This is a genomic window from Archangium gephyra (genome assembly GCF_042230915.1).
GTDB classification, from domain to species: Bacteria; Myxococcota; Myxococcia; order Myxococcales; family Myxococcaceae; genus Archangium; species Archangium gephyra_B.
In genome coordinates, this window is record NZ_CP102578.1 from 1,185,700 (window position 1) to 1,209,266 (window position 23,567).

The 23,567-nt window shown below is 71.0% G+C and carries 15 protein-coding genes; 7 read left to right on the top strand and 8 right to left on the bottom strand.

The annotated features are described in order from the left end of the window. Nucleotides 1-7 precede the first annotated feature (7 nt). Nucleotides 8-1,888, top strand: a complete 1,881-nt coding sequence (locus tag NR798_RS04925) for a cache domain-containing protein (protein WP_375770246.1) — start codon at nt 8-10, stop codon at nt 1,886-1,888. Between the two features lie 219 nt (nt 1,889-2,107). On the opposite strand, the gene NR798_RS04930 is transcribed toward NR798_RS04925, so the two are convergent. From NR798_RS04930 to NR798_RS04950, 5 genes are all read right to left on the bottom strand, one after another. After that, nucleotides 2,108-2,944, bottom strand: coding sequence for a hypothetical protein (locus NR798_RS04930; protein ID WP_375770247.1), 837 nt, complete (start codon nt 2,942-2,944; stop codon nt 2,108-2,110). 16 nt (nt 2,945-2,960) lie between these two features. Next, complete coding sequence (locus tag NR798_RS04935; RefSeq protein WP_375770248.1) at nt 2,961-4,163, bottom strand: Dyp-type peroxidase; 1,203 nt, start codon at nt 4,161-4,163, stop codon at nt 2,961-2,963. After that, nucleotides 4,156-5,385, bottom strand: a complete 1,230-nt coding sequence (locus NR798_RS04940; RefSeq protein WP_375770249.1) for a hypothetical protein — start codon at nt 5,383-5,385, stop codon at nt 4,156-4,158. The genes NR798_RS04935 and NR798_RS04940 overlap by 8 nt, the downstream gene beginning before the upstream one ends. 111 nt (nt 5,386-5,496) lie before the next feature. Next, nucleotides 5,497-8,292: a pyruvate, phosphate dikinase gene (gene ppdK, locus NR798_RS04945; RefSeq protein WP_375770250.1), complete on the bottom strand. Its 2,796-nt coding sequence runs from the start codon at nt 8,290-8,292 to the stop codon at nt 5,497-5,499. Nucleotides 8,293-8,492: 200 nt separating this feature from the next. Further along, nucleotides 8,493-9,515: a kinetoplast-associated protein gene (locus NR798_RS04950; RefSeq protein WP_375770251.1), complete on the bottom strand. Its 1,023-nt coding sequence runs from the start codon at nt 9,513-9,515 to the stop codon at nt 8,493-8,495. A gap of 247 nt (nt 9,516-9,762) precedes the next feature. Here NR798_RS04950 and NR798_RS04955 point away from each other — a divergent pair, with 247 nt between their 5' ends. From NR798_RS04955 to NR798_RS04965, 3 genes are all read left to right on the top strand, one after another. Then, nucleotides 9,763-10,533 (top strand): hypothetical protein, encoded by a 771-nt coding sequence (locus NR798_RS04955; protein WP_375770252.1) that lies wholly within the window; start codon nt 9,763-9,765, stop codon nt 10,531-10,533. A 104-nt stretch (nt 10,534-10,637) separates the two neighbouring features. Beyond that, nucleotides 10,638-12,425 (top strand): hypothetical protein, encoded by a 1,788-nt coding sequence (locus NR798_RS04960; RefSeq protein ID WP_375770253.1) that lies wholly within the window; start codon nt 10,638-10,640, stop codon nt 12,423-12,425. A gap of 24 nt (nt 12,426-12,449) precedes the next feature. After that, nucleotides 12,450-13,280, top strand: coding sequence for an NAD-dependent deacetylase (locus tag NR798_RS04965; protein ID WP_375770254.1), 831 nt, complete (start codon nt 12,450-12,452; stop codon nt 13,278-13,280). 1 nt (nt 13,281) lies between these two features. On the opposite strand, the gene NR798_RS04970 is transcribed toward NR798_RS04965, so the two are convergent. Next, nucleotides 13,282-14,247 (bottom strand): COX15/CtaA family protein, encoded by a 966-nt coding sequence (locus tag NR798_RS04970; RefSeq protein ID WP_375770255.1) that lies wholly within the window; start codon nt 14,245-14,247, stop codon nt 13,282-13,284. 465 nt (nt 14,248-14,712) lie between these two features. Continuing rightward, a complete protein-coding gene (locus NR798_RS04975) occupies nt 14,713-17,607 on the bottom strand; it encodes a sigma 54-interacting transcriptional regulator (RefSeq protein WP_375770256.1) in 2,895 nt (964 codons plus the stop codon). 221 nt (nt 17,608-17,828) lie between these two features. Here NR798_RS04975 and NR798_RS04980 point away from each other — a divergent pair, with 221 nt between their 5' ends. Together NR798_RS04980 and NR798_RS04985 are read left to right on the top strand one after the other, a co-directional pair. After that, nucleotides 17,829-19,046 (top strand): hypothetical protein, encoded by a 1,218-nt coding sequence (locus NR798_RS04980; RefSeq protein WP_375770257.1) that lies wholly within the window; start codon nt 17,829-17,831, stop codon nt 19,044-19,046. Nucleotides 19,047-19,134: 88 nt separating this feature from the next. Further along, entirely contained in the window at nt 19,135-20,301 is a 1,167-nt protein-coding gene (locus NR798_RS04985) for an Rpn family recombination-promoting nuclease/putative transposase (protein ID WP_375770258.1), read from the top strand. On the opposite strand, the gene NR798_RS04990 is transcribed toward NR798_RS04985, so the two are convergent. Beyond that, nucleotides 20,231-21,643, bottom strand: coding sequence for an NAD-dependent succinate-semialdehyde dehydrogenase (locus tag NR798_RS04990; RefSeq protein ID WP_375770259.1), 1,413 nt, complete (start codon nt 21,641-21,643; stop codon nt 20,231-20,233). The genes NR798_RS04985 and NR798_RS04990 overlap by 71 nt on opposite strands. A 418-nt stretch (nt 21,644-22,061) precedes the next feature. Between NR798_RS04990 and NR798_RS04995 the strand changes: the two genes are divergently transcribed. After that, a complete protein-coding gene (locus tag NR798_RS04995; protein ID WP_375770260.1) occupies nt 22,062-23,492 on the top strand; it encodes a hypothetical protein in 1,431 nt (476 codons plus the stop codon). Nucleotides 23,493-23,567: the final 75 nt, after the last annotated feature.

Genomic DNA, 23,567 nt, shown 5'->3' on the forward strand with positions numbered 1-23,567 from the left:
GTTCCCCATGCGCCTGCCGCGTTTCTCCTCCTGGCCCGTCGCCCTCAAGCTCTCGCTCGCCTTCCTGGTCGCCGCGCTGCTGCCCATGGAGCTGACGGCCGCGTACAACCTCCACCAGTCCCTCGAGAGTGTGCGGCGCGCGGCCCACCTCAACCTCAAGCTGTTCGCCGGTACCACCGCCGCCCGGCTTGATCAGCTCGTCACCGACACCGGCCGCACCGTCGCCCAGATCTCTACTGACATGGAGGTGGAGTCCTTCCTCTCCAACCCCGATCCGGACGCCACTGCGCGCGCCTCCGTGCAGCGGACCCTCCAGAATGTCGTGGGCTCCAACCCCGACATCTCCTCCGTCTTCCTGCTCGACAAGGCCGGCACCTGCCTCGCCTCGACGAACCCGCAAAACGTCGGTCAGAGCTACGCCTTCCGCAGCTACCACCGGGAAGCCCTCCTGCAGGGTTCGCACATCTCGGAGCTCCTCACCGGCAGCACCACCCGCGAGCCCGGCATCTTCTTCTCCCGGGCCGTGCACGACGGCGCGGGGGTGCTCCTGGGCGTGGTCGTGCTCAAGCTCCGTGGCAAGTCGCTGGCCGACAAGGTGGGCGCGCTTCACAAGGACGAGCACGGCCAGGGGATCGAAGGCCACGGTTTTCTCGTCGACGAGTACGGCGTCATCATCGACCACACCAACACCGACTTGCGGTTCCGCAGCCTCACAACCCTCTCTCCCGAGGTATTGAAGCTGCCCGTCTTCGACCGGCGCTTCTCGTCCATGGGCATCGAGACCATCCAGAGTCTCGGGCGGGACGATCTGGGGCGCGCGATGATCCGCGCACCCGAGCAGGGCAACACGCGGTACACGGATGCCCAGGGAGAGGGGTACATCGTCGGTTTCGCCCCCATGAAGACCCGGCCGTGGACCGTGGGCTTCGAGCAGCCGGAGTCGCTGTTCTCCCTCCCGCTCGTCTCCCTCATCCGCAGCGCCCTGCTGAGCGTGCTGCTCGTGAGCCTCGGGGTGTCCGCCCTCGCCCTGCGCCTGGTGCGCAGCCTCGTGCGGCCCCTGCTGGACCTGACCCGTGCCGCGCGAGCCGTGCAGCGGGGGGACTTCGCCCCGGCCCGGGTGCCCGTCCGCTCCGAGGACGAGCTCGGCGTGCTCGCCAACTCCTTCAACACGATGGTGGCGGGGCTCGCCGAGCGCGAGCGGGAGCGCGACATCTTCGGGCGCGTGGTGTCTCCCGAGGTGCGCGAGAAGCTGCTCGGTGGAGAGTTGCGGCTGGGCGGTGAGACGCGCCACGTGGCCGTGCTCTTCTCGGACATCCGGGGCTTCTCCAGCCTGTCCGAGCGGATGGATCCTCAGGGCGTGGTGGCGCTCCTCAACGAGTACCTCACCGAGATGGCCGAGGCCGTGCGCCCCTACCAGGGCTACATCAACAACTTCATCGGCGACGCCATCGTGGTCATCTTCGGGGCTCCGCTGGTGCAGCGGGACATCGAGCGGCGCGCGGTCCGGGCGGCCCTGGCGATGCAGGCGCGGCTCGCGGTGCTCAACGCACGGCGCACCGCGCGGGGGGATTTCCCCATCGAGACGGGGATCGGCATCTGCGCGGGCGAGGTGGTGGCCGGGCAGATCGGCTCGCCCGAGCGGCTGCTCTACACCGTCATCGGCGACACGGTGAACGTGGCGGCCCGGCTGGAGGCCCTCACCAAGGACTACCCCGAGCACTCCATCCTGGTGAACCACGCCGTGGCGGGGGCGGTGGGGGAGGAGCCTGGGCTGCGCATCGAGAGCCTGGGCCCCGTCCGGCTGAAGGGCCGCGCCGAGCCGGTCGAGGTATCCGCCCTGCACGCGGAGGACTCGGGCGCGGGCAGCACGGAGCGGCTGGCGGGCTGAGGCCTTTTCAGGGAAGTGACCGACAATGTCCCCTCTCCCCGCGGGAGAGGGTCGGGGTGAGGGTGCCTGTCCCGGTGTTCCAACCCGTGGCCCGCAGTGGGGACAGGGGGTTCAACCCGGGTGCACCCGATACCCTCACCCCGTCCCTCTCCCGGAGGGCGAGGGGATATGGCCACGGGTCAGCGCAAAGGGGCTCAAGGCTCCCGGGATGACGCCGCTTCAGGCGGGGCGCCGGGCCCGCTGCCGCCGGGCCGCCATCACCGCCAGCATCAGCACGAGCAACGGCACCCCCAGCACCACCGGCCACAGCCAGAGCGGAGGCGCCGCCTGCACCACCGCGCGCAGCTCCGTGCCCTTGCCGGCCGCGTCCACCAGGTCCACCAGGCTGTACTTCCACTCCACCGTGTCCTTCTTCTCGTTGAGCGTGCCGTTCGTCTCCGGGATGGTCTGCCCGTGCACGCGGACGATGTAGAAGTGGTTGCCCAGCAGCGCCCGCGCCATCTGCGTCCCGAAGTCCTTGGCCACCTGCTCCGAGGCATCATTCTGACCGCCAGCAGAACCGGGCGCGTTCTTCGGCTCGCCGAAGCTCTGCACGTAGACGTACTCGCCGAACCCGCGGCGCTCGATGCGGAAGGCCAGGTCCGTCTTGCCCTTGCCCTGCTTCGCCTGCTTCGCCGTGGCGCTTTGGTCCATCGCCCGTTTCTGCAGCTCGCCCAGCCGGGTGGCGTCCCTCACCGTCAGGTCGTACACGATGTGCTGCTGCCCATTCTCCTCGTACTCCCGGAACTCGAACTTCGTCACGTCCGGGTCCTTCTTCAGCTCGGCCTCGGTGGTCTGGGCGTCCGCGCGCATCTCCGCGAGCGGGTCCTTCCCCTGCGACCGCGCCAGGTCGAGGAACGTCTTCGGCAGGCCGATGTCGAACACCACGCGCCCCGAGCCATCGGGGAGGATCCAGATCTCCTGGAGGAGATCGAAGCAGCCGGTGAGCGTGAGCAGCACCAGGGGAGCGAGCAGCCACCGCAGGCGCGGCGGCGGACGGACGGTCGGTGAGGTCATGGCATCTCGCATTCAGTCACACTCCGAAGATGGATGCTCCCGGGAACGACTCGGCTGGCTCCACGGGGGGCACGAGGTACACGCCCCCCGCGCGAATCCCCAGCAGTGACGCGAGCGTCCCCGGGCCGCTCCCCGGCTCTCCGCCGAAGTTGGTCCGGCCCAGCCACGTCTCCGTCGTCAGCATCCGGAAGAGCCGCTCGGGCGTGTCCTGGAAGCTGACGAAGTTGAGGCCCGCCCGGAAGCCCGGCGCGGCCTCCAGCGGCTCGAGGAACTCGTAGCCCTGCCGGTATACGCGCAGCGAGTTCCGGTCCTCCGGCGCTCCCACGTGATGGTTGGCCCGTTGGACGTGGCTCTGGAGGAGCACCGGGTCGCTGACGGTCGGCGGCTCGATGTGAGCGGGATGGCTCGGGTCTCCGGCACACTCGGTGACGGTCACGCCCCGCCCGTCCGCATCGCGCGAGGCGAAGGGACAGCCTTCCAGCTTCGCCCGTCCGACGAGCAGCTCCTGCCGCTCCCGGGACACCCGCCGCCACGCGGCGAGGTCCACGCCCACCCGCAGGAAGGCCAGGTAGGTTCCCCCCACGGTCCACGCGTCCTCGGCGAGCCCTCCGGACTTGATGGCCATGACGCCCGCCCGTTGGTCGCTGCGCAGGTTGGACACGCCATCGTGGAAGTCGATCCACGAGCGCCCGTCGTCGCGGTTGGAGCCCTGGAAGAAGCCCGTCATGAACAGTGGAGTGCTCTCGCCCAGGTCGTCCAGGTACTTCCACGTCTCGACGACCGCGCGGCTCACGGCCAGTTGCGTGTCCGCGATGAACTGGAGGGCGATCTCCTCGGTGGCCCGGTTCACCAACACGTCCGCGTCATAGGCGAGCCCCGAGCCTCTCAACAGCGGCCCTCCGCCCGTGGGAAGCGGGGAGCGGAAGCGGTACCTCGCTCCGAGCTGCTCCGGCAGGGGTCGGGCCGCCTCGGGGAGCGCGAAGGCCTTCGGCCCGAAGCCCACGAGCACGGACAGGTTGCCGGACGGAACCTCCGCCGGCTCCAGGTCCTGGACGCGGCCCTGTTTCAGTCCCTGGTAGCGGCTCCACAGCCCGGCGAAGGCGCTCCCCACCTGCCGGGCGGTGCTGCCCGGCGAGGCGCGCAGGAAGAGCAGGGTGAAGAAGGCCCCGGGCCGCTGCCCCGAGCGGTGGAAGAGTCCCTCCTGGAATCGCTCATCCATGGCCGCCTCCGGTGCCTCCCCGCATTCCCGTGCGTGGCTGCTGCGCGGCGTCGAAGCGCTTCTTCAGGTCGCGGACGGCGGCGCACGCGGGGCCCTGGCCGCAGTCGATCCTCCGCGTATCCGCCTGCAGCAGCACGTGGTCCTCCGGCAGCACGGGCTCGGGCTCTCCCGCCATCACCAGCGCGCCCACCTCGACGTTCTGGGCAATCTGGTACCCGCCCGTCACCGGCTGGTCCTCCGCCCCCTCCGACAGGACGAGCTCATCGAGGAACACGGGCTCGTCGTCGCCCGGGCCAATCTCCAGCCGCTGGAACATGCCCTCCTGGCCGCGCCGCCAGCGCACCCACCGCTCCGGCATGACCTCGTCCTGGTAGAAGAACTTCTCGCGCGAGAACGAGCGGATGTAGATGCCGAGCGGATCCGCGAAGGCGATGGGGCGTCCCTGCTGGACGGCGCCCTGAGCCGTCATCGCCGCCTCGGGGTCCGAGTGGCGGCACGACAGGTCCGGCCTGCTGCGCTGGAGGAAGATCTCATCGCGCGTCGCCGGGCGCAGGCCCTCCGGCGTCTGCACGGAGTACAGGCGGCTGCCGAACATGTGGATGAAGAAGATGTCATCCAGCCCGTTGACCACGTGGGCCATGAAGAGCAGGTGCTCGCGGTTGAGCGCGCCCACCGGCTGCGCGGGCACGCCCGTGTCCACGTTCCCGCTGCCGGCCACCTGCCGCGCGAAGCGCTGGCGCCGCGCCTTTTGCGAGAGCGAGAACGGGTTGCCCGTCCCATACAGCTCCCGCCAACCCGGCTCGAAGCCGAGCACGTCGGTGGCCATGGCCCTCACGGCGTTCGGGTCGTGCTCGGCCACCAGCACCCAGTACTCCCGGAGCTCCGTGCTGATCTCCACGCGCTTGGGGCGCAGCCGGCCCGCGTCGTCCGTGGCATAGGTGACGTGGTACTCGCAGTACTCGTCGTGCAGCCCGTAGCGGCCCTCGACGTCCCAGTCGCACAGCTGCCGGGCCACCTGCTCGCCCAGGCACCGCTTGGGCTCGAGCGGATCCGCGAACCACTTCACCGTCAGCGGCCTCGGGTTCTTCAGCTCGCTGGCCGAGCGCCGGAAGAAGCGCGAGGGGTAGCTCTCGAGGAGCCGGGCGTACTGCCCATCCACGTACTGCTTCCAGCGCTCGCGCAGCTCGGGCGAGAGTGCATCCGCTCTTCCAGGAACGTCCATGGTCCTGCCCCCCTGCCTCCGGGGACGGGAATGTCGCCCGGGCTCGCGCCAGGCGAGTGGCCGGGGACGTTAAGCGAGAAGCGCGGGGGCCGGGAAGAACCGGCCCGGCGTCTACTCGAAGGTGAGCGCGGCCTGGGCCGCCGCCAGACGCGCGATGGGCACCCGGTAGGGCGAGCACGACACGTAGTCCAGCCCGATGCGGTGGCAGAAGGCGATCGTCTTCGGGTCTCCGCCGTGCTCGCCGCAGATGCCGATGTTCAGCTTCGGCCGCGTCCCCCGGCCCAGCTTCACCGCCATCTCCATGAGGGCCCCCACGCCCCGCTGGTCCAGCGTGGCGAAGGGATTCTCCGGGAGGATGCGCTTCTGCAGGTACTCGCTGAGGAAGCCCGTCTCCGCGTCATCCCGCGAGATGCCGTAGGTCGTCTGGGTGAGGTCATTCGTCCCGAAGGAGAAGAACTGGGCGTCCTGGGCAATCTGATCCGCGGTGAGCGCGGCGCGCGGAATCTCGATCATCGTCCCGAGCTGGTACGCCACCTTCACGCCCTGCTCCTTCATCACCGCGCGGGCCTCGGTCTCGAGCACCTCCTTCTCCACGCGCAGCTCGTTGCTGTGCGCGATGAGCGGAATCATCACCTTGGGGAAGACGCGCACGCCCTCCCGGGTGCACTGGCAGGCGGCCTCGAAGATGGCCCGCACCTGCATGCGCACGAGCGCCGGCAGGTGGATGCCCAGCCGCACCCCGCGCAGGCCCAGCATGGGGTTGGCCTCGCGCATCGACTCCACCGCCTCCAGCAGGCGCCGCTTGTGGGCGAGCCGCTCCTCCAGCCCCGCCGCCTCGGCCTTGCCCTTGAGCAGCTCCAGCCGCGTCTCCAGCGCGGTGACGTCGTGCAGCAGCTCGTCGTGGTTGGGGAGGAACTCGTGCAGGGGCGGGTCGATGAGGCGGATGGTGACGGGCTGCCCATCCATCGTCCGGAACAGCCCGAGGAAGTCCTCGCGCTGGAAGGGCAGCAGCTTCGCCAGGGCCTCGTCCCGCTCCGCATCGGTGCGGGCGAGAATCATCCGCTGCACGTGCGGCAGGCGGTCCGTCTCGAAGAACATGTGCTCGGTGCGGCACAGGCCGATGCCCTCGGCGCCCAGCTCCCGGGCCCGCTGGGCGTCCCGCGGGTAGTCCGCGTTCGCGTACACGCCCATCTCGCGGAAGCCGTCCGCCCACTCCAGCAGCTCGAGGATGTACGCGTCCCTCAGGTCCGGGATGACGGTCTCCAACCTGCCCGCGAAGAGCTCGCCGGTGGTGCCGTCGATGGAGACGGTGTCCCCCTCGCGGAGGACGCGCCCGCCGACGGTGAGCTGCCGCTGGTCGCAGTCCACCTCCATGGCCGAGACGCCCACCACCGCGGGCTTGCCGAACTGCCGCGCCACCAGGGCCGCGTGGCTGGTGCGTCCTCCCCGGCTGGTGAGGATGCCCTGCGCCGCCAGCATGCCGTGCACGTCGTCCGGCTTCGTCTCGGGGCGCACCATGATGACGGCCTTCTTCTCCTCCTTGCTCCAGCGCTCGGCGGTGTCGGCGTCGAGGGCCACCACGCCGCTGGCCGCGCCCGGCGACACGTTCAGCCCGGTGGCCAGCAGGTCCCCCCGCTCCTTCGCCGCCTTCTTGTCGGCCGGGGAGAACTGGGGGTGCAGGAAGAAGTCGATCTGCTCCGGCTTCACCCGAAGGACGGCCTCCTGACGGGTGATGCGCTTCTCCCGCGCCAGCTCCACCGCGATGCGCACCGCCGCCTGCGCCGTGCGCTTGGCGTCTCGCGTCTGCAGCATCCACAGCTTGCCCTGCTCGATGGTGAACTCGACGTCCTGCACGTCCCGGAAGTGCCGCTCCAGCTTCTGGCAGTAGCGCTCCAGCTGGGCGTAGAGCTTGGGGTGCAGCTCCTTCAGGGCGGCGATGCGCAGCGTGGGGCGCGTGCCCGAGACCACGTCCTCGCCCTGGGCGTTGGAGAGGTAGTCGCCCTCCATCTCCGGCTCGCCCGTGGACACGTTGCGCGTCGTCACCACGCCCGTGCCCGAGCCCTCGCCCCGGTTGCCGAACACCATGGTGACGATGTTGACGGCCGTGCCCAGGTCATGCGCGATGCCGGCCGCGTTGCGGTAGTCCACCGCGCGCTTGCCATTCCAACTGCGGAAGACGGCCTCGGTGGCCAGCCGCAGCTGCTCGATGGGCTCCTGGGGGAAGTCACGCCCGGCCTGCTCGCGGATGATGCGCTGGAAGGACTGGGTGATGGCCTTCAAGTCCTCGGCGGGCAGCGCCGCGTCGTTCTCCAGGCCGCGCTGGCGCCGGTACTCCTCCAGCACGTGCTCGAAGGGCTCGTGGGGCAGGCCGAGCACCACGGTGCCGAACATCTGCACCAGCCGCCGGTAGGCGTCATAGGCGAAGCGCTCATCCCCCGTCTCGGCGGCGAGCCCCTCCACCACCGCGTCGTTCAGCCCGAGGTTGAGGATGGTGTCCATCATCCCCGGCATGGAGAAGCGCGCGCCGGAGCGGCAGGACACCAGCAGGGCGTTCTCCGGGTCCCCGAACGAGCGGCCCGCCTGCTTCTCCAGCTTGCGCAGCGCCGCGAGCTCCTGCTCCCAGAGGCCCGCGGGGAATTGGCTCCCCGCGGCGAGGAAGGCGTTGCAGGCCCGGGTGGTGACGACGAAGCCGGGCGGCACGGGCAGCCCGATGCGCGTCATCTCCGCGAGGTTGGCCCCCTTGCCGCCCAGCAGCTCCTTCATGTCCCCGCGGCCCTCAGCGAAGAGGTACACCCACTTCTCCCGGGCGGCCTTGGAGACGCGGGGGGTTTTGGAGACGCGGGGACGCTTGGGCGCGCGGGCGAGCCGGGGAGCGGGGCGGGCGCGGGTGCGGCTCTTGAGGGGCATGGCGGCAACTCCGTGAAAAGGCGTGAACACCACGCAACGGAGCCACAGCACTTGCCGTGCCAGTCGTACCTCCGGGCGATCGACCGTCGCCCGGTGCGCAATTCCTGCGGCCCCTCTCCTCCAAGCTGGGGATGGGGCGCTCGAGGGCGCAAGATATGCCTGCTCCCTCGGGGCCAGGAGGCCGCTCGGAATACCCGGGGCTACTTGCCCTTGCTGTAGTCCCGGCTGGCGATGACGCCCTGCACCTCGGCCAGTGCGCGAGCCCCCGAGGCCGACTCCAGCGCCTTCTCGGCGATGGCCTGCACCTGGCGCTTGGCCTCGTTCAGCTCCGTCTGCAGCGCGAGGATGGCCTGCGCCTGCTTCGCGTTGGTGTCCTTGAGCGAGGCGATCTCCATGCTGGCCACGCGCTGCGCCGTCTCGGCGTCCTTCTGGGCCAGCGTGAACTTCATCTCCCAGTCGGACTTCACCCGGTTGCCCGCGATGGCCGCCGCCGTGTCCGTCTCCTTCTTGAGCACCAGCGGGAACTCCGACACCTGCTTGCGCAGCTCCTCCAGCTCCTTCTCGCGCAGCTTCAGCGCCTCCTCGCGCACCGCCCACTCCTTCTCCAGCTTCTCCTTGCGGTCGCGCTCGGCGGCGGACTGCACCCGCATCTGCTCGGCGAAGGCGTCCTGCTCCTTCTTGCGCGACAGCTGCATGCCGTAGGTGTACTCCTCCTCGGCCCGCTTGCGCGCCAGCTCCATCGCGTCGCGCTCGGCCGCCAGGTCCTGGGCGAACTTCGTGCGCGTCTCGGCGATCTCCTTCTGCAGCCGCTCCATCTCCGCCTGCAGCTCCTCCTTCTTCCGGTCGTACTCGGCCACCAGCACGTCGATGGCGCTCGCGGCGATGTCCTGGCCGTGCAGGGCCGTGAGCTCCTCCGTCTTGAGCTTGATGGCCTCGTCGAGCTGCTTGAGCTCCTCCACCAGCGCCATCACCTGCTCGTTGATGCCGGCCAGGGTGCGGTTGATGGTGAGGCCCGCCTCGGTGACCTTCTTCACCGCGGACTCCGCCGTGAGGCTGGAGACATCCGTCAGCACGCTCTTGGCGTGGGTGGTGCGCGCCTCCTGCTCCTTGGCCGAGACCACCGGCTTGTTGCGGTTCTTCCGGGCCAGCTCCTCGAAGGCGGCCTTGGTCTGCTCGGTGGTGCGGCTGCGGGAGGCCTTGCGGGCGGCGGTGCGAGTAGCCATGTGTGATGCTCCAGGTTGGGTATGGACCCTCTCAGGTAGGGCCCAGGTGTGGCGTGGGAGTGCTCGGCCCCCTCTCGGGCGGCCATGCGTAAGAAATACCCAATGGGTCTGACATTCCCCGGGCTCCGGGGAGGCTCCCGGAGGAGGTTTTCCGCACCAGACCTGGGATGTCAGACCCACCCCTCCACGCAACCTCGCTGGTACGGTACGCAATGGCCTACGCACGCGTGCGTGGAAGGAGGCCTGGATGAGGCTGAGGACGTGGCTGGCGGTGGGCGTGGTGCTGGGGGCGGGCGTGGGCGTGGCGCGCTCCAACTCCGTGGTGCGCGAGGAGGTCCGCGTGAAGGTGGACGGGGTCACCGAGCGCTGGCGGCTCGAGTGGCGGGCGCCTCCCGAGCTCGCGTGCTTCGAGACGGAGGGGGTCACATGTCCCTGCGAGGGCTTCGCGCAGGGCGAGCGTGGAGCGTTGGAGCTCGTGCGCTCGCGTCCGGGCAGGCCCGAGGAGCGGCTGCCGCTCACGCCGTTGTTCGGCCCCGGGACGGACGGGGAGCCACCCCAGGCGCTGTTGCGCGGCTGGGTGCCGGCCGAGGGAGATGAAGCGCTGGCTCCCGGCGCGCGGCGCCAGGCGCTCCAGCGCCGCGAGCGGGTGCGGGCGATGGTGCTTGGGGACTACGACCATGACGGGCAGGCGCGCGAGTTCGTGCTGCAGACGCAGGCCTACGGGTGTGGAATGCGCGAGGCGGTGCTCATCGGCGTCGATCGGCGCGATGGCCGCGTGCGCGCGCTGGGCACCGCCGAGCATCCCGACACGCCCCTGGTGCTGGAGCCGGAGACCTGGGCGTTGCTGCGGGGCTCGGCGCGAATCGAGGCGGTCGAGACGCCGTGCGGCGACCACGGCAGCGAACAGGAGCGGGTGCTGCGGGTGCTCGCCGACGAGAAGGGGCTGCACGCCACGAGCGAGCTCCATGCGTGCACCGACACGGGGCGCGGCGCCCGGGTCTCGAGCGAGGTGCTCTGAGGGAAGTCGTTGGTGATGACCTCATGAGGTGGACCGTCACCGCACTGCGAGTGAAGTCACCGGCATGCTGCCCAGCTTTGCGCAGATGGTATGGTAGTCGGGTTATGGAGAACTCCCCCCCCACCTCCTCCAGCAGCGGTTGGCTGTCCTACCCCCGTGTCCTCTGGGTCTCCCTGGCCATCGCGCTGGGGTTGGGCCTGTTGGCCCTGCGAGCGAGCTTCATGGCCGACGAGTTCATCTTCCTCGGCATCCTCGGAGAGGTGCCGCAGCCGGCGCCGCTCGGCACGTCGGCCCTGGACCTCTACAACCTCATTCCGGGCGACCCGGCGGTGATGCAGCCGCTCATCCAGAAGGGCGTGTACCCCTGGTGGACGCTGCCCGACCTGAAGATCTCCTTCTGGCGGCCCCTCTCCAGCGCCATCCTCCTGGTGGAGCACAAGTTCTTCGGCGACCAGCCGATGGGCTACCACGCGCATACGGCGCTCTGGTACGTGGCGCTGGTGGCGATGGCCGGGGTGCTGCTGCGGCGGGTGCTGCCCACGGCCGTGGCGGCCCTCGCGCTGCTGTTCTTCACCCTGGACGACTCGCACGCCCTGGCCGTGGCGTGGCTGGCCAACCGCAGCACCATCATCTCCATGTTCTTCGGGCTGGTGGCGGTGTGCCTGCACCTGGAGTGGCGCCAGAAGGGCCGCACCTGGGCGCTGCCCCTGTCGGTGCTGTCGCTGGTGGTGGGGCTCGCGGCGGCCGAGACGGCGCTGCTCGTCATCGGCTACCTGCTCGCCTATGAGCTGCTGGGCGCCGAGGGCCCGCTCTCCACGCGGCTCAAGGCCATGGCCCCCACCGCGCTGGTGCTGATCGTCTACTCGGTGGCGCACACCGCCCTGGGCTATGGGGCCGCGGGCTCGGACATGCACATCGATCCGCTGGCCCAGCCGCTGTTCTGGCTGCAGACGGCGCTCTTGTGGGTGCCCATCAACCTGGCCGGGCTCTTCCTCAACGCCCCCATCGACATGTTCGTCGACGCCAAGAACGAGCTGCCCCTGGCGGCCGCGGGCATCGTCGGCATGGTGCTGGTGGGGCTCATGCTGCGCGCCTCCTGGTCTGGCCTGGACGAGCCGGAGCGCCGGCAGCTGCGCTGGCTGCTGGCCGGCTTCGCCAGCTCCGTGGTGGCCGCGGCGACCACCGGGCCCTCGGTCCGCATCCTGCTGGTGCCCAGCCTGGGCGCGGCCATCATCCTCGCCGTGGTGGTGCATCACGCCTGGCGCCGGCGCCAGCGCAACTGGCGCGGGTGGGCCCTGGTCGTGGGGGCCGGTGCCATGGTCCTGTTCCACGCCGTCCTCGCGCCGTTCAGCTGGTGGACCAGCGTGGATCTGCTCCGCAACTTCTCGGCCTCCAACGGCCGGGTCCAGCAGCAGTACCAGGCGATGCTGGACCAGGAGAGCCTGCCCCACCAGCGCGTGGTGCAGATCAACGTGCCCAACGCCAGCATGGGCGTCTACGCGTCCATCCTGTGGTGGGCCACCGGCAAGGCGCTCCCGCAGTCCTGGTGGGTCCTCTCCTACGACACGCACGAGCAGCGCATCACCCGCACCGGGCCGTCCACGCTGGAGATCGAGCCGCAGGGCGGCCGCTTCTTCTCCTCCGTCGTCGAGCGCATCCACCGCTCCAAGCGCTACCCGCTGCCCGTGGGGCACGAGGTGAAGCTGGACGGGATGATCGTGAAGGTGCTCGAGGTGGACGCCGAGGGCGTGCGCAAGCTGTCCTTCACCTTCGACGTGCCACTGGAGGACCCCTCGCTCGTGCTGCTGCACTGGAAGAACCGCAAGGTGCAGCGCTTCGTGCCGCCGCCCATGGGGGACCAGGTGTCGCTCAACGCCCTGGCCATCGAGTAGACCGCGCCGTCCGGAGGTGAGCGTATGAGCCAGGAGCTTCGCCGTGCCGCCGAGGTCCTCCGCTCCGCCGAGGCTCTCGTCATTGGAGCGGGGGCCGGGATGGGGGTGGACTCGGGGCTGCCGGACTTCCGCGGCACCGAGGGCTTCTGGCGCGCCTACCCGGCCTACGCGAAGCTCGGGCTCGACTTCGCGTCCATGGCCAACCCCCAGTGGTTCAGCAAGGACCCCGAGTTCGCCTGGGGCTTCTACGGCCACCGGCTCGGGCTGTACCGCGCGACGACGCCCCACCCCGGCTTCGAGCTGCTGCGCACCTGGGCCTCCCGCATGCGGCACGGCGCCTTCGTCTTCACCTCCAACGTCGACGGCCAGTTCCAGAAGGCGGGCTTTCCCGAGGAGCGCGTCCTCGAGGTCCACGGCTCCATCCACCACGTGCAGTGCCTCAGCTCCTGCCCGGGGATTGTCTCCGCCGCCCCGTACTCGGTGGAGGTGGACCCCGAGACGTTCCGCGCCCGGCCGCCCCTGCCCACGTGCCCGCGCTGCGGCTCGCTCGTGCGGCCCAACATCCTCATGTTCGGGGACTGGGGATGGGAGGCCTCGCGCACCGAGGATCAGGAGCAGCGGCTCTCGGAGTGGCTCGAGGCCGTGAAGCCCGGCTCCCTCGCCGTCGTCGAGTGCGGCGCGGGCACGGCCATCCCCTCCGTGCGTCACTTCTGCGAGCGCGTGACGGCCGCCGGGAAGGGGACGCTGATTCGCATCAACGTGCGCGAGCCCCAGGTGCCCGCGGGAGGCATCAGTCTGCCCCTGCGGGCGCTGGAGGCACTGCGGGGGATTGCCGGGGAGTTGGAGCGCGGGTGACTCAGGTCAGCGAGGGCGCTGGGGCGGGGTGCTCGTCCGTCCTCGGCGCTCCCTCGGCCAGCCCCGCCGCGCTCAGCCGCACCAGGACGATCCACACCGCGTCCGCCAGCAGCAGGTGCACCAGCTGCATCCACACCGGCGCCAGCAGCAGCAGGTTCACCACCCCCGCTATCAGCTGCAGCGCGTAGATCACGCCCAGCTGCACCGCCGCCTGCTTCGCCTCGGGCGAGGGCCTCAGCCGCGCCACCGTCGCCGCCGAGAACACCACCAGCGCCCCCATCAGCACCGCCAGCACCGGGTGCAGCACCCTCAGCCTCAGGAACAGGTGCGCCGTGGGCGACACGTCCTGGCGCAAGCCCTCCGCCAGGCTCGATACCGGGAAGAGCGTGTCCCCCAGCGCCGCGATGGCCCCGCTCACCCCCAGCACCAGCAGCCCCAGCAGGCTCCCTCCCACCAGCCACCCCGTCAGCCCCTGCTGACGCCACGTCAGCCGCTCCCGGCCTCCCGCCCACCAGCACGTCAGCGCCATCGCCCCCACCAGCAGGAACGTGTTGATGAGGTGCGCCGCCATCCACCACGCCCGCGCCAGCGACTCGTTGCCCGCCACCATCTTGAAGAGCACCAGCCCCGCCCCCACCGCCGCCTCCGTCAGCATGAAGACGAGCGAGAAGACGGCCGCCTTGCGCACCGGGTGCCCCTTCGCGTGCGCCCTCAGTCCCCACACGCACAGCACCACCGCCAGCACCAGCGCCAGCCCGCTCGTCAGCCGGTGCGTGTACTCGATGAGCGTCTGCAGCGTGGGCGCGCGCGGCACCACCTCGCCGTTGCACACCGGCCAGTGGTCTCCACACCCCGCCCCCGAGCCCGTGGCGCGCACGAACGCGCCCCACAGCACCACGGCCAGCGTGTAGAGGAGGGTGGACCAGCTGAAGACGCGGAAGCCACGGGAGGACACGGAAGAGCTCATCGGCGCTTCCCTCCCTAGCCCACTTCGTCCCCCGCCGCCGCCCTCGCGAGCGCTCCGCTTCCCCCTCCGCCTGGCTGCCTGGCTGCTTCCCCGCCATCCATATCCACCGGGTATCCGAAAACCCCCCCGCCGCGTGCTGGATAGGCCTTTGGATACGGTCGGCTGCTCCTGGATGCGCGTTGGATGATTTCCAAACGGCCTTCCGGGGCCCGAAAGCGTTGGCACGCGCCCTGCTATGTGTCCTCTCGGAAACGATTTTGAGTTCGGGCGCCTCGGTGCCTGAAGCGCTCCGTGGGTCGGAGATCCCCCCACTTCGGCCCACGAGCGCATCTTTTCGCAGGCGTAGTCGTAGCCATGCACCGCGGGTCGGGTTCGCCCCCTGTCCTGGCCCGCGGTGTTCTTTTCGAGGGCGTGCGCCAGGCGAGGCGCCGCCCCGTTTTTTTTCCGGCCCTCGCGGCTCCGGGCTCAGCCCGTGATGCGCAGCCGGTCCGCCCCCAGCACCGCCGGAAGCGCGCCGAAGGCGAGCGAGCGCTCGATGACGTTGCGCAGCTCGCGCACGTTGCCCGGCCAGGGGTGCGCCACCAGGGCGGCCAGGGCGTCCGGCCCCAGCTGCGGCGGCTCCTGCCCCTCGGGGGTGAGCTGGCTGACGAAGTGACGCGCCAGGGCGATGATGTCCTCGCGCCGCTCGCGCAGCGGGGGGACCCGCACGGGCACCACCTGCAGCCGGTAGTAGAGGTCCTCGCGGAAGCGCCCCTCGCGCACCAGCTGCCCCAGGTCCCGGTGCGTGGCGGCGATGACGCGCACGTCCACCTGGGCCGGCCGCGTCTCGCCCAGGGGAAAGATTTCGCCGTTCTCCAGGAAGCGCAGCAGCTTGGGCTGCACCTCGAGCGGCAGTTCTCCAATCTCGTCCAGGAAGAGCGTGCCCTCGTGGGCGGTGCGGATGACGCCCGGGTGGTCCGTGGCCGCGCCGGTGTAGGCGCCGCGCCGGTAGCCGAAGAGCTGGCCCTCGAAGAGTTCGCGCGGCACCGCGGCGCAGTTGAAGGCCACGTAGGGCCTGGCCGCCCGGGCCGACAGCCGGTGGAGCGCGCGCGCCACCACCTCCTTGCCGCTGCCGGACTCGCCGGTGACGATGACGGTGGCGCGCGAGCCGCTCAGCCCCGCCAGCTCCGTCTTCAGCTTGCGCATGGCGGACGAGGCGGCGATGAACCCGGGCACGTCCGGTGCGGCCTCGGGCTCGCGCAGCGGGGCCTCCACCTGGGCGAAGCCGCGCAGCACGGCCACCTCCAGCGCGAAGCCCGCCAGGCGCGCCAGCGCGCTGATCAGGGCCCGTCCGTCCGCGGGCAGCGGGCCCGCCACGCCCACGCGCAGCCGCCGGCCACACCCGTCGCCGAACTCCACCCACTCGCTGGCGGGCTCGCCGCCCTCGCCCAGCAGCGGCGTGGCGTGGCCCTGCGAGTCCAGCTCCTCCAGGCGCGGGCCGCGGCCGGGGAAGAGCCCCTCCAGCACCGCCACCAGCTCGCGCTGGATGAGGGTGGCGCCCATGCCGCGCACGGCGAGCCGCTCGAAGGGCACGCCCAGTGACTCGGCGCCCAGCCGCGGCGCCGCCTCCGCGGAGGGGAGCTCCTGGACGGGGGTGATGATGGCGCTGAAGTCCGGGGGCGGGGTGATGCCGTAGCGGCGCAGCTCCTCCTCGCTCTGCTGGTGCCAGGCCTCGGCGCCCGGCTCACCCGCGGCGCGCGCCACCGCGGCGAGCGTGCGGCGGGTGACGGCCGCCTCGGGCAGGTCCGCCGCGAGGCTGAAGGTGGCCAGCGAGGCCTCCAGCTTCTCGCGCGCCTCGCGCAGGTGGCCCTCGCGCGCGAGCAGCCAGCCCTCGTGGCGGTGGAGCAGGGCGGTGCTCCACGCGGAGGGGAACTGCTCCAGGATGGCCCGGGCCCGGCGCAGGGCCGCGCGCGACTCGGGCAGCTGGCCCGCGGCGGCGCGCGCGCCCACCTCGCACACGGAGGCATCCCGCCGCAGGTAGGGCCAGCCCCCCAGCTCCAGGACGCGGGCATGGGTGGCGGCGAAGCCCTCCGCGGCGCGCTGGGCGTGGCCGTCGGCCCAGTCCGCGAGCGCCTCCACCCAGCACCCATAGGCGCGGGTAAGGGGCTGCTGGATGGGGCCGGTGTAGCGCGTGAGCCGGTGGGCCAGCTGGTGGATCTCCGCGTAGCGGCCGGTGAGGTAGAGGAGACGGGCCTGCTGCACCACGAGGTGGTGCGGTGTCCACCGCAGCTCCTCGGCCACCGTGTTGCCCTCGGCGAGCACCGTCTCGGCCTCGGCGAAGCGGCCCAGGCGCAGCAGGGCGTCGGCCTCGGCGCGCGCGGCGAAGATGAAGGAGAAGCTGCGGCCCAGCCGCCCGTCGAAGGCCACGCGCGAGCGGCGCACCAGCGCGAGCGCCTCGTCGGGCTCGCACGCCTCGTCCAGCCGGTGCTGTGCGAGGAAGGCGAGGCTGCGCGCTTCCAGCAGGCCATAGCCCAGGCGCGCCGAGGCCTGCGCCAGCTCCCGGAAGCGCCGGGTGGCCAGGGGCACATCGCCGCGGATGGCGGCCTCGTGCGCCAGCCCGTGCGTGGCCATCAGCCGCAGCGAGGGGTCCGTCACCTCGGCGAGCGCCTCCTCCAGGCGCCCGTACTGGCGGGCGAGCAGCTCGGGGGCGCCGAGGTAGAAGGCGGCGGCCACCTCCGCCATGCGCAGCTGGCACCGCACCTCGGCGTACAGGAAGTGGTGGGGCCGCAGCAGCGCCTCGGCGCGCGCCACGTGCACGTTCATCTTGCCCGCGTCGAAGATGCGGCCATCCGGCGAGGCGTAGAGGTTGGCGGCCATCGAGTGCACGTGCACCTCGACGCTCTCGGCGGGCAGCAGGCCCGCGTCGGCCTCGGCCAGGTGGGGCAGCAGCACCGCGAAGGCCCGCCGCACGTCCTCGTAGCCCCAGCGGTACGCATAGGCCAGGCCCACCGAGGCCAGGGCGCGCGCCCCCGGGGTGCGCAGCTCCCCCGAGGTGAGCATCTCCAGCAGGGAGTTCTCCGCGGCCCGCCAGTCGGCGCGCTGCAAGATTGCCAGGCTGGCCGTCAGCCGGGTGTTCTCCTCGCGCGACAGTTCCTGCCGGGAGAGGTGGGAGGCCAGGCGGGGGGCGGGAGGCAGGGCCGGCTGGCCGCCCTCGGCGAGCTGGCGCAGGGCCTCCATCACCCGGCCGCGGGGACGGCGGGCCTGCGCGGCGGCCTGGGGGAGCTCCCAGCGGTACACCGTGAGGGGGGTCACCCCGAGCTGCCGGGCGAACGCCGCGCGGCTCTGCTCTCCGCGCAGCGCGCGAATCGCCTCGGGTCCCATGGGCTCTGCTTCATTCCTCGACACGGCCGTCCCCTTGCGGCCCCCACCCCGCCTGCGCTTCATCGTTCATCTGGCGGAGAAGGGCAAACCTTGCTGTGGGCCTGCGAACAGGCGGGCGCCGCGCATCCATCCCCCGGTGGGACGGGAAATCACCGAATCGTGGGCAGACGAGGGGCACCCGGTGTAACACCGTGACCTAACGCCGCCGCCGGGAGACAGCCATGGCTCCGCAACCGCCCCCTCCGCCGCCCGAGTTGCCCCTCCAGAAGCACCTGCGCCGCATGATGGAGGCCCTCGCCGAGGGCCAGAAGCGCCACGCCCAGTGGAAGGAGATGTGGGAGCGCCAGCACGCCGAGGAGATGGAGAAGTGGGCGCAGCGGCACGCCGAGGGGGTGGAGAAGGGGGTGGAGCGGTGGGCGCAGGGGGTGGAGAAGTGGGCGGAGCGGCACGCGCAGGGGGTGGAGAAGTGGGCGCAGGGGGTGGAGAAGTGGGCGGATCAGGTGGGCTCGTGGGGCGAGCACCTGGAGAAGAAGGAGCGCCGCAAGTGGGAGCGGCGCATGGCGCGGGAGCGGTTGCGTGAGGAGCAGCGCGCCCGCAGGCGGCAGCGGGAGTTGGAGGAGGCCAACCCGCTGATGGGGTGGGTGTTCGCGCTGGTGGGGCTGGTGATGGCGGGGATGGCGGTACTGAACGTGCACGAGCTGTGGTGGCTCATCTTCGTGGCGCTGGGCATGGGGGCGGCGTCGGCGGGGATTCTCGGCCGGGCCCGGCAGCACCGGCAGCTCCAGGAGGGGCAGCGGCAGGGCCTGGGCTCGGAGGAGGAGACGCGGGAGGCGGCCCGGGACGCGGCGCCCGAGGCACGGGGTAGGGCCGAGGCGCCCCGGCAGGCGGAGGATCCGCGGACGGCGCGGGTGGATGGGCTGTGCGACAAGCTGCTGGCGGAGTTTCGGGCGGGGCCCGGGGTGCTGCGGGAGGTGGTGCACCAGCCGGAGCAGACGGTGGAGGGGCTGCGCAAGAGCTGCCACGAGCTGGCGAGGCGGGAGCGGGAGCTGCGCGCGTTGAGCCCGCCGGAGGAGGAGCGCCGGCTGGAGGAGGAGCGCGCGCGGCTGGCGGCGCGGGTGGAGTCCGAGCATGACGGGGTGGTGAAGGAGCGGCTGGAGGGGGCGTTGCGGCTGTTGGACGAGCAGCGCAAGCAGCGGGCGGAGCTGGCGACGGCGGCCTCGCGGCTGGAGGCCGAGCACATGCGCCTGTATTACACGCTGGAGAACCTCTACACGCAGGTGCTGCGGGTGCGCTCGGCGGACGCGGCGGGAGCGGACGTGGCGGGAGCGGGGTTGCGCCGCAGCGTGGAGCAGCTCGGCCAGGAGATGGACGCGGTGGCCGAGGCCCTGGAGGAGGTCCACCGCGACGCGCCGCCCCGGGAGCGGGTGCCGACGCGGTAGAGACGGTTTCCACCGGCGTGGACGGTGTCTGTCACGCCGGCTGCCTCTCCGGTGGAGTTGGCCCGGCGCGTGCTCCGGGCCCCTCGCCATGTCTGGACCTCATGACCGCTTCATCCGCTACGTGCTGGAGCACTCCGAGCGGGCCGCGGCCCTGCTGCACGCGTTGCTGCCCCCGGGGTTTGCCGCCCGGGTGGACTGGTCCACCCTGCGCAGCCACCCCACGGCCCTCGTGGACTCGGCCATCCGCGAGACCCGAGGTGACTTGAGTTTCTCGGTCCAGCTGCGCGGCAGCTCGCGGCGGGCCTTCATCCTCCTGGAGCACCAGTCCCGCGTGGAGGGGCGCATGGCGGCACGCATGCGTCAGTACGTGTCGCGCCTTATCGACCAGTGGGAGCAGCAGCACCCGCGCGGCGGGCCGCAGCCGCTCATCCTTCCGGTGGTGCTCTACCACGGGCCTCGGGGACCCTGGACGGCGCCCCGGCGGCTCGAGGAGTTGCTGAAAATCTCCTTGGAAGAGGCACGACGGGAGGGATGGCTGAAGCACCTGCTGCGCCTGGAGTACGTGCTGTACGACCTGATGACCCACAGCGAGCGGGAGTTGAAGAGGCTCGCCTGCCCGCCCCTGGTGAGGCTGGCCCTGGTGCTGCTGCGCCTGGCGAGCACCCGGCAGTTGAACAGGCGGCTGATGCAGCAGGTAGACCTGTTCCGGGAGGTCTATGCCTCGCCCCAGGGCCCGAGGGAGCTGGAGGCGGTCATCCGTTACCTCCGGGATGGGGCGATGGGGGTGACTTGTGAGGTCATCCGCCAGCTGCTAGGTTGTCTGGTGATGAGAGAGAGGCGATCGGAGCGGGAGCATCTGATGTGGGCGTCGGGAAGGCAGCTTCGGGCGGAGGGACGCCGGATGGGACTGGCCGAAGGACAGGCCAGGGGAATAGCCAAGGGAACGGCCCAAGCGGTGCTTCGGATCCTCGCCGCCCGGGGCGTGCGTGTGGATGACAAGTCCCGCCAGCGCCTCCGGAGGTGCACGGACCTGGCCACGCTCGACCGTTGGTTCGAGCGGGCCCTGCACGCCCACAGCCTCTCCGACGTACTGGACGAGCCGGTGACTTCCTCACAGCCCGGACGCCGGGCTCCTGGACGCAGATCGCCCGGCTCGAAGAAGGCCGTCCCTACCCGGCGGAGCCCTACTCGTTCGCCTGGGCCTGGGTCGGCGCGGGCGCGGGCCCCGAGGGGTCCGACAGGCGCACGGTCTTGATGTTGAGGAACTCGAGCAGCCCATGGCGCGCCAACTCGCGCCCGTGGCCCGAGGCCTTCACCCCACCGAAGGGCAGTCGCGGATCGCTCGCCACCATGCCGTTGACGGCCACCGTGCCGGCCTCCAGCCCGTCGATGAAGAGCTGCTGCTCGGCCTCGTCGCGCGTCCACACGCTCGAGCCCAGCCCGTAGGGGGAGTCGTTGGCGAGGTGCAGCGCGTCCCGGGCGTCCTTCGCGCGGAAGAGCACGGCCACCGGGCCGAACATCTCCTCCGTATAGGCCGGCGAGCCCGGCGGCGGCTGGGCCAGCACGGTGGGCGGGTACCAGAAGCCCGGCCCCGAGGGCTTGAGGCCGCCCAGCAGCAGCTTCGCTCCCGCGGCCACGCTGCGCTCCACCTGGGCGTGCAGCCCGTCGCGGATGCTCTCCATGGCGAGCGGGCCCACCTCCGTCTTCGCGTCCAGGGGGTCTCCCACCACGGCGCGGCGCATCCGCTCGACGAAGCGGCGCTCGAACTCCTCATAGATGGGCTCGGTGACGATGAAGCGCTTGGCGGCGATGCAGGACTGGCCGTTGTTGATGAGGCGGGCCTTCACCGCCGTCTCCACCGCCTTGTCCAGGTCCGCGCTGGGCAGCACCACGAAGGGATCGCTTCCTCCCAGCTCCAGCACCACCTTCTTGAGCTGCTGGCCCGAGCGCTGGCCCACGTCGCGCCCGGCGCCCTCGCTGCCGGTGAGCGTCACCGCGCGGATGCGAGCGTCCTCAATCAGCCGGCGCACCCCCGCCACGTCCACCAGCAGCGACTGGAACACCCCCTGGGGGAAGCCCGCGCGCAGGAAGAGCTCCTCGAGCGCGAGCGCGCACTGGGGCACGTTGTGCGCGTGCTTGAGCAGCCCCACGTTGCCGGCCATGAGCGCCGGGGCGGCGAAGCGCACCACCTGCCAGAAGGGGAAGTTCCACGGCATGATGGCCAGCACCGGCCCGAGCGGCTGGTAGCGCACGAAGCTCTTGTCCGGCGCCGTGTCCACCGGCTCGTCCGCGAGGAAGCGCGCCGCGTTCTCCGCGTAGTAGTGGCAGGCCGTGGCGCACTTGCGGGCCTCGGCGCGCGCCGCCTCCAGGGGCTTGCCCATCTCCTGCGTCATGATCCGCCCGTAGGCGTCCGCCTCGCCCTCCAGCAACTCCGCCGCCCGCCGCATCCACCCGGTGCGATCGGCCAGCGAGGTGTGGCGAAAGGTGCGGAACGTCTCCTCGGCCCGCCGCAGCCGCTGCTCCACCTCGTCCGGCGTGTGGGGCGTGAAGGTGCGCAGCGTCCTACCAGTGGTGGGGTCGACGGTGGCGAAGCTCATGGGGCTCTCCTCCAGGGGCGCGGAGTGTGGGCCCGGCTCCCGAGGGCTACAAGCCACGTGTGCGGCCCCCGTTCACGCCTTCACGCGGCTTTCCGGACAGCGCTGTCGTGATCCACGGTGCTCCCCAGCGGACATGGCTGTCATACCTCGCGGGGATTGCACGATTTCTGATTCATTGTTGAAGCACGAGTTTCAACTTCGACGCGTTATGTCCGACCCCTTTGAAATTCGGGCTTTCCTTTGTTTAATATAAGCGTCATGTTTCAGCGGTGACGGCACGTTCCTGAGGGCGTTCCAGTCTTTTCGCGGGCTTGAGGGGTTGGCGCGGTTCCTGCTCTCTGGCACGTGCAAGTGGGGTTGGCCGGGTGGCAGCAACGTTGCTTCTCCAGCCAGGAAGAAACTCTTTTTTGAGGAACTCATGCGCTTCAATCTCCGCCACATCGTCCCGATTGCCCTGCTCTCGCTGGTGGGGTGCGGTGCCGAGACGCCCGTCTCCGAGACGTTGCCTGCTGCGGCCGAGGAGCTGGGGCAGGAGCAGTCGATGCTCCAGGTCTCCGACTGCCCGAGCTGCCTGGTGGGGGCGGAGGGAGCCCGTTTCGTGAGCGGCTTCGAGCGCGAGCAGGTGGTGGGGGACGTCTACCACTACCGCATCCGCCTGCAGGTGGGCGGCACGGCCAACGACGTCATCACCCTGCACCGCGTGGTGCGCGAGAAGGGCGCGTGGCGGCCGGTGCGCGCCCCCGAGTCCCTCTTCATGGTGCATGGCGACGCCTGGAACTTCCAGGCCGCCTTCATGTCCAGCACGCTCTCGCCCTCGGTGGAGGACAAGCAGTCCATCGCCGTGTACCTGGCGCAGAAGGGCGTGGACGTGTGGGGCATCGATCTGCGCTGGACGCACGTGCCCCAGGAGACGCAGGACTTCTCCTTCATGAAGGGCTGGAACCTGGGCACGCACGCCCAGGACGTGGGCACGGGCCTGACGGTGGCGCGGGCGGTGCGCACGCTGACGGGCAGCGGCAACAAGAAGATGAACCTGCTGGGCTGGAGCCGCGGGGCCACGGTGGCCTACGCCTACATGAACGCGGAGACGCAGCTGCCGCCGGGCCAGCGCCACGTGAGCGGCTTCATCCCGGTGGACTCGGTGCTCAAGTTCGGGCCGGAGGGCGAGCAGCAGCGCCAGTGGGCCTGCGTGCGCGCGGCCGTGGGCGGCATGGTGCTGCAGTCGGGCCGCGTCGAGGGCAACCTGTCGGGACCGGGCGCGGGCATGGCCATCCTCCAGGTGGGGCAGGCGGCCACCTACTGGCCGGACGCTCCCGCGCAGATTCCGGGCATCGAGCTGCCGCCGATCAACTTCCGGCAGCTCGGCGTCCTCGTGGGGGCGGCGACCTTCTCGCTGCTCACCAATGAGGCGTACGGCATCCACCCGTCAGTGCCCTTCTACCACTTCACCCAGGCGAAGGACTTCGGCGCGGGCGGCCTGCCGACGGAGCTGAAGTACGTGAAGGATCAGCCGTTCTTCGACTTCCTCAGCACCGCCCGCCCCTTCCAGAGCTTCACGGAGATGGTGGAGAGCGATCGCATGATGTGCGGTGACGAGAGCCTGCCGTATGACGACCACCTGGCGCAGGTGAAGGTGCCGGTGCTGTACGTGGGGGCGGGTGGCGGCTTCGGCGGCTACGGCGTGCACAGCACGAAGCTGCTGGGCAGCAAGGACGTGAGCGTCCACATGGTGCAGCGGCTGCCGGAGGCCTACCGCGGCGCCGACTACGGCCATGCGGACCTGTTCCTGGCCGAGGACGCCGCCACGGCCGTGTGGGAGCCCATCTACCAGTGGATGAAGACACACTGAGCGCGGGGGGGCTTTGCCCTCACCGCCGTGCCCGGGCCTCGCGGAGACGCGGGGCCCGTTTCTTTTTGGGAGGCG

Bases quoted from the DNA above. Each gene is read 5' to 3' on its own strand.
- NR798_RS04925 (WP_375770246.1), top strand. From the start codon at position 8: ATGCGCCTGCCGCGTTTCTCCTCCTGGCCCGTCGCCCTCAAGCTCTCG.
- NR798_RS04930 (WP_375770247.1), bottom strand. From the start codon at position 2,944: ATGACCTCACCGACCGTCCGTCCGCCGCCGCGCCTGCGGTGGCTGCTC.
- NR798_RS04935 (WP_375770248.1), bottom strand. From the start codon at position 4,163: ATGGATGAGCGATTCCAGGAGGGACTCTTCCACCGCTCGGGGCAGCGG.
- NR798_RS04940 (WP_375770249.1), bottom strand. From the start codon at position 5,385: ATGGACGTTCCTGGAAGAGCGGATGCACTCTCGCCCGAGCTGCGCGAG.
- ppdK (WP_375770250.1), bottom strand. From the start codon at position 8,292: ATGCCCCTCAAGAGCCGCACCCGCGCCCGCCCCGCTCCCCGGCTCGCC.
- NR798_RS04950 (WP_375770251.1), bottom strand. From the start codon at position 9,515: ATGGCTACTCGCACCGCCGCCCGCAAGGCCTCCCGCAGCCGCACCACC.
- NR798_RS04955 (WP_375770252.1), top strand. From the start codon at position 9,763: ATGAGGCTGAGGACGTGGCTGGCGGTGGGCGTGGTGCTGGGGGCGGGC.
- NR798_RS04960 (WP_375770253.1), top strand. From the start codon at position 10,638: ATGGAGAACTCCCCCCCCACCTCCTCCAGCAGCGGTTGGCTGTCCTAC.
- NR798_RS04965 (WP_375770254.1), top strand. From the start codon at position 12,450: ATGAGCCAGGAGCTTCGCCGTGCCGCCGAGGTCCTCCGCTCCGCCGAG.
- NR798_RS04970 (WP_375770255.1), bottom strand. From the start codon at position 14,247: ATGAGCTCTTCCGTGTCCTCCCGTGGCTTCCGCGTCTTCAGCTGGTCC.
- NR798_RS04975 (WP_375770256.1), bottom strand. From the start codon at position 17,607: ATGGGACCCGAGGCGATTCGCGCGCTGCGCGGAGAGCAGAGCCGCGCG.
- NR798_RS04980 (WP_375770257.1), top strand. From the start codon at position 17,829: ATGGCTCCGCAACCGCCCCCTCCGCCGCCCGAGTTGCCCCTCCAGAAG.
- NR798_RS04985 (WP_375770258.1), top strand. From the start codon at position 19,135: ATGTCTGGACCTCATGACCGCTTCATCCGCTACGTGCTGGAGCACTCC.
- NR798_RS04990 (WP_375770259.1), bottom strand. From the start codon at position 21,643: ATGAGCTTCGCCACCGTCGACCCCACCACTGGTAGGACGCTGCGCACC.
- NR798_RS04995 (WP_375770260.1), top strand. From the start codon at position 22,062: ATGCGCTTCAATCTCCGCCACATCGTCCCGATTGCCCTGCTCTCGCTG.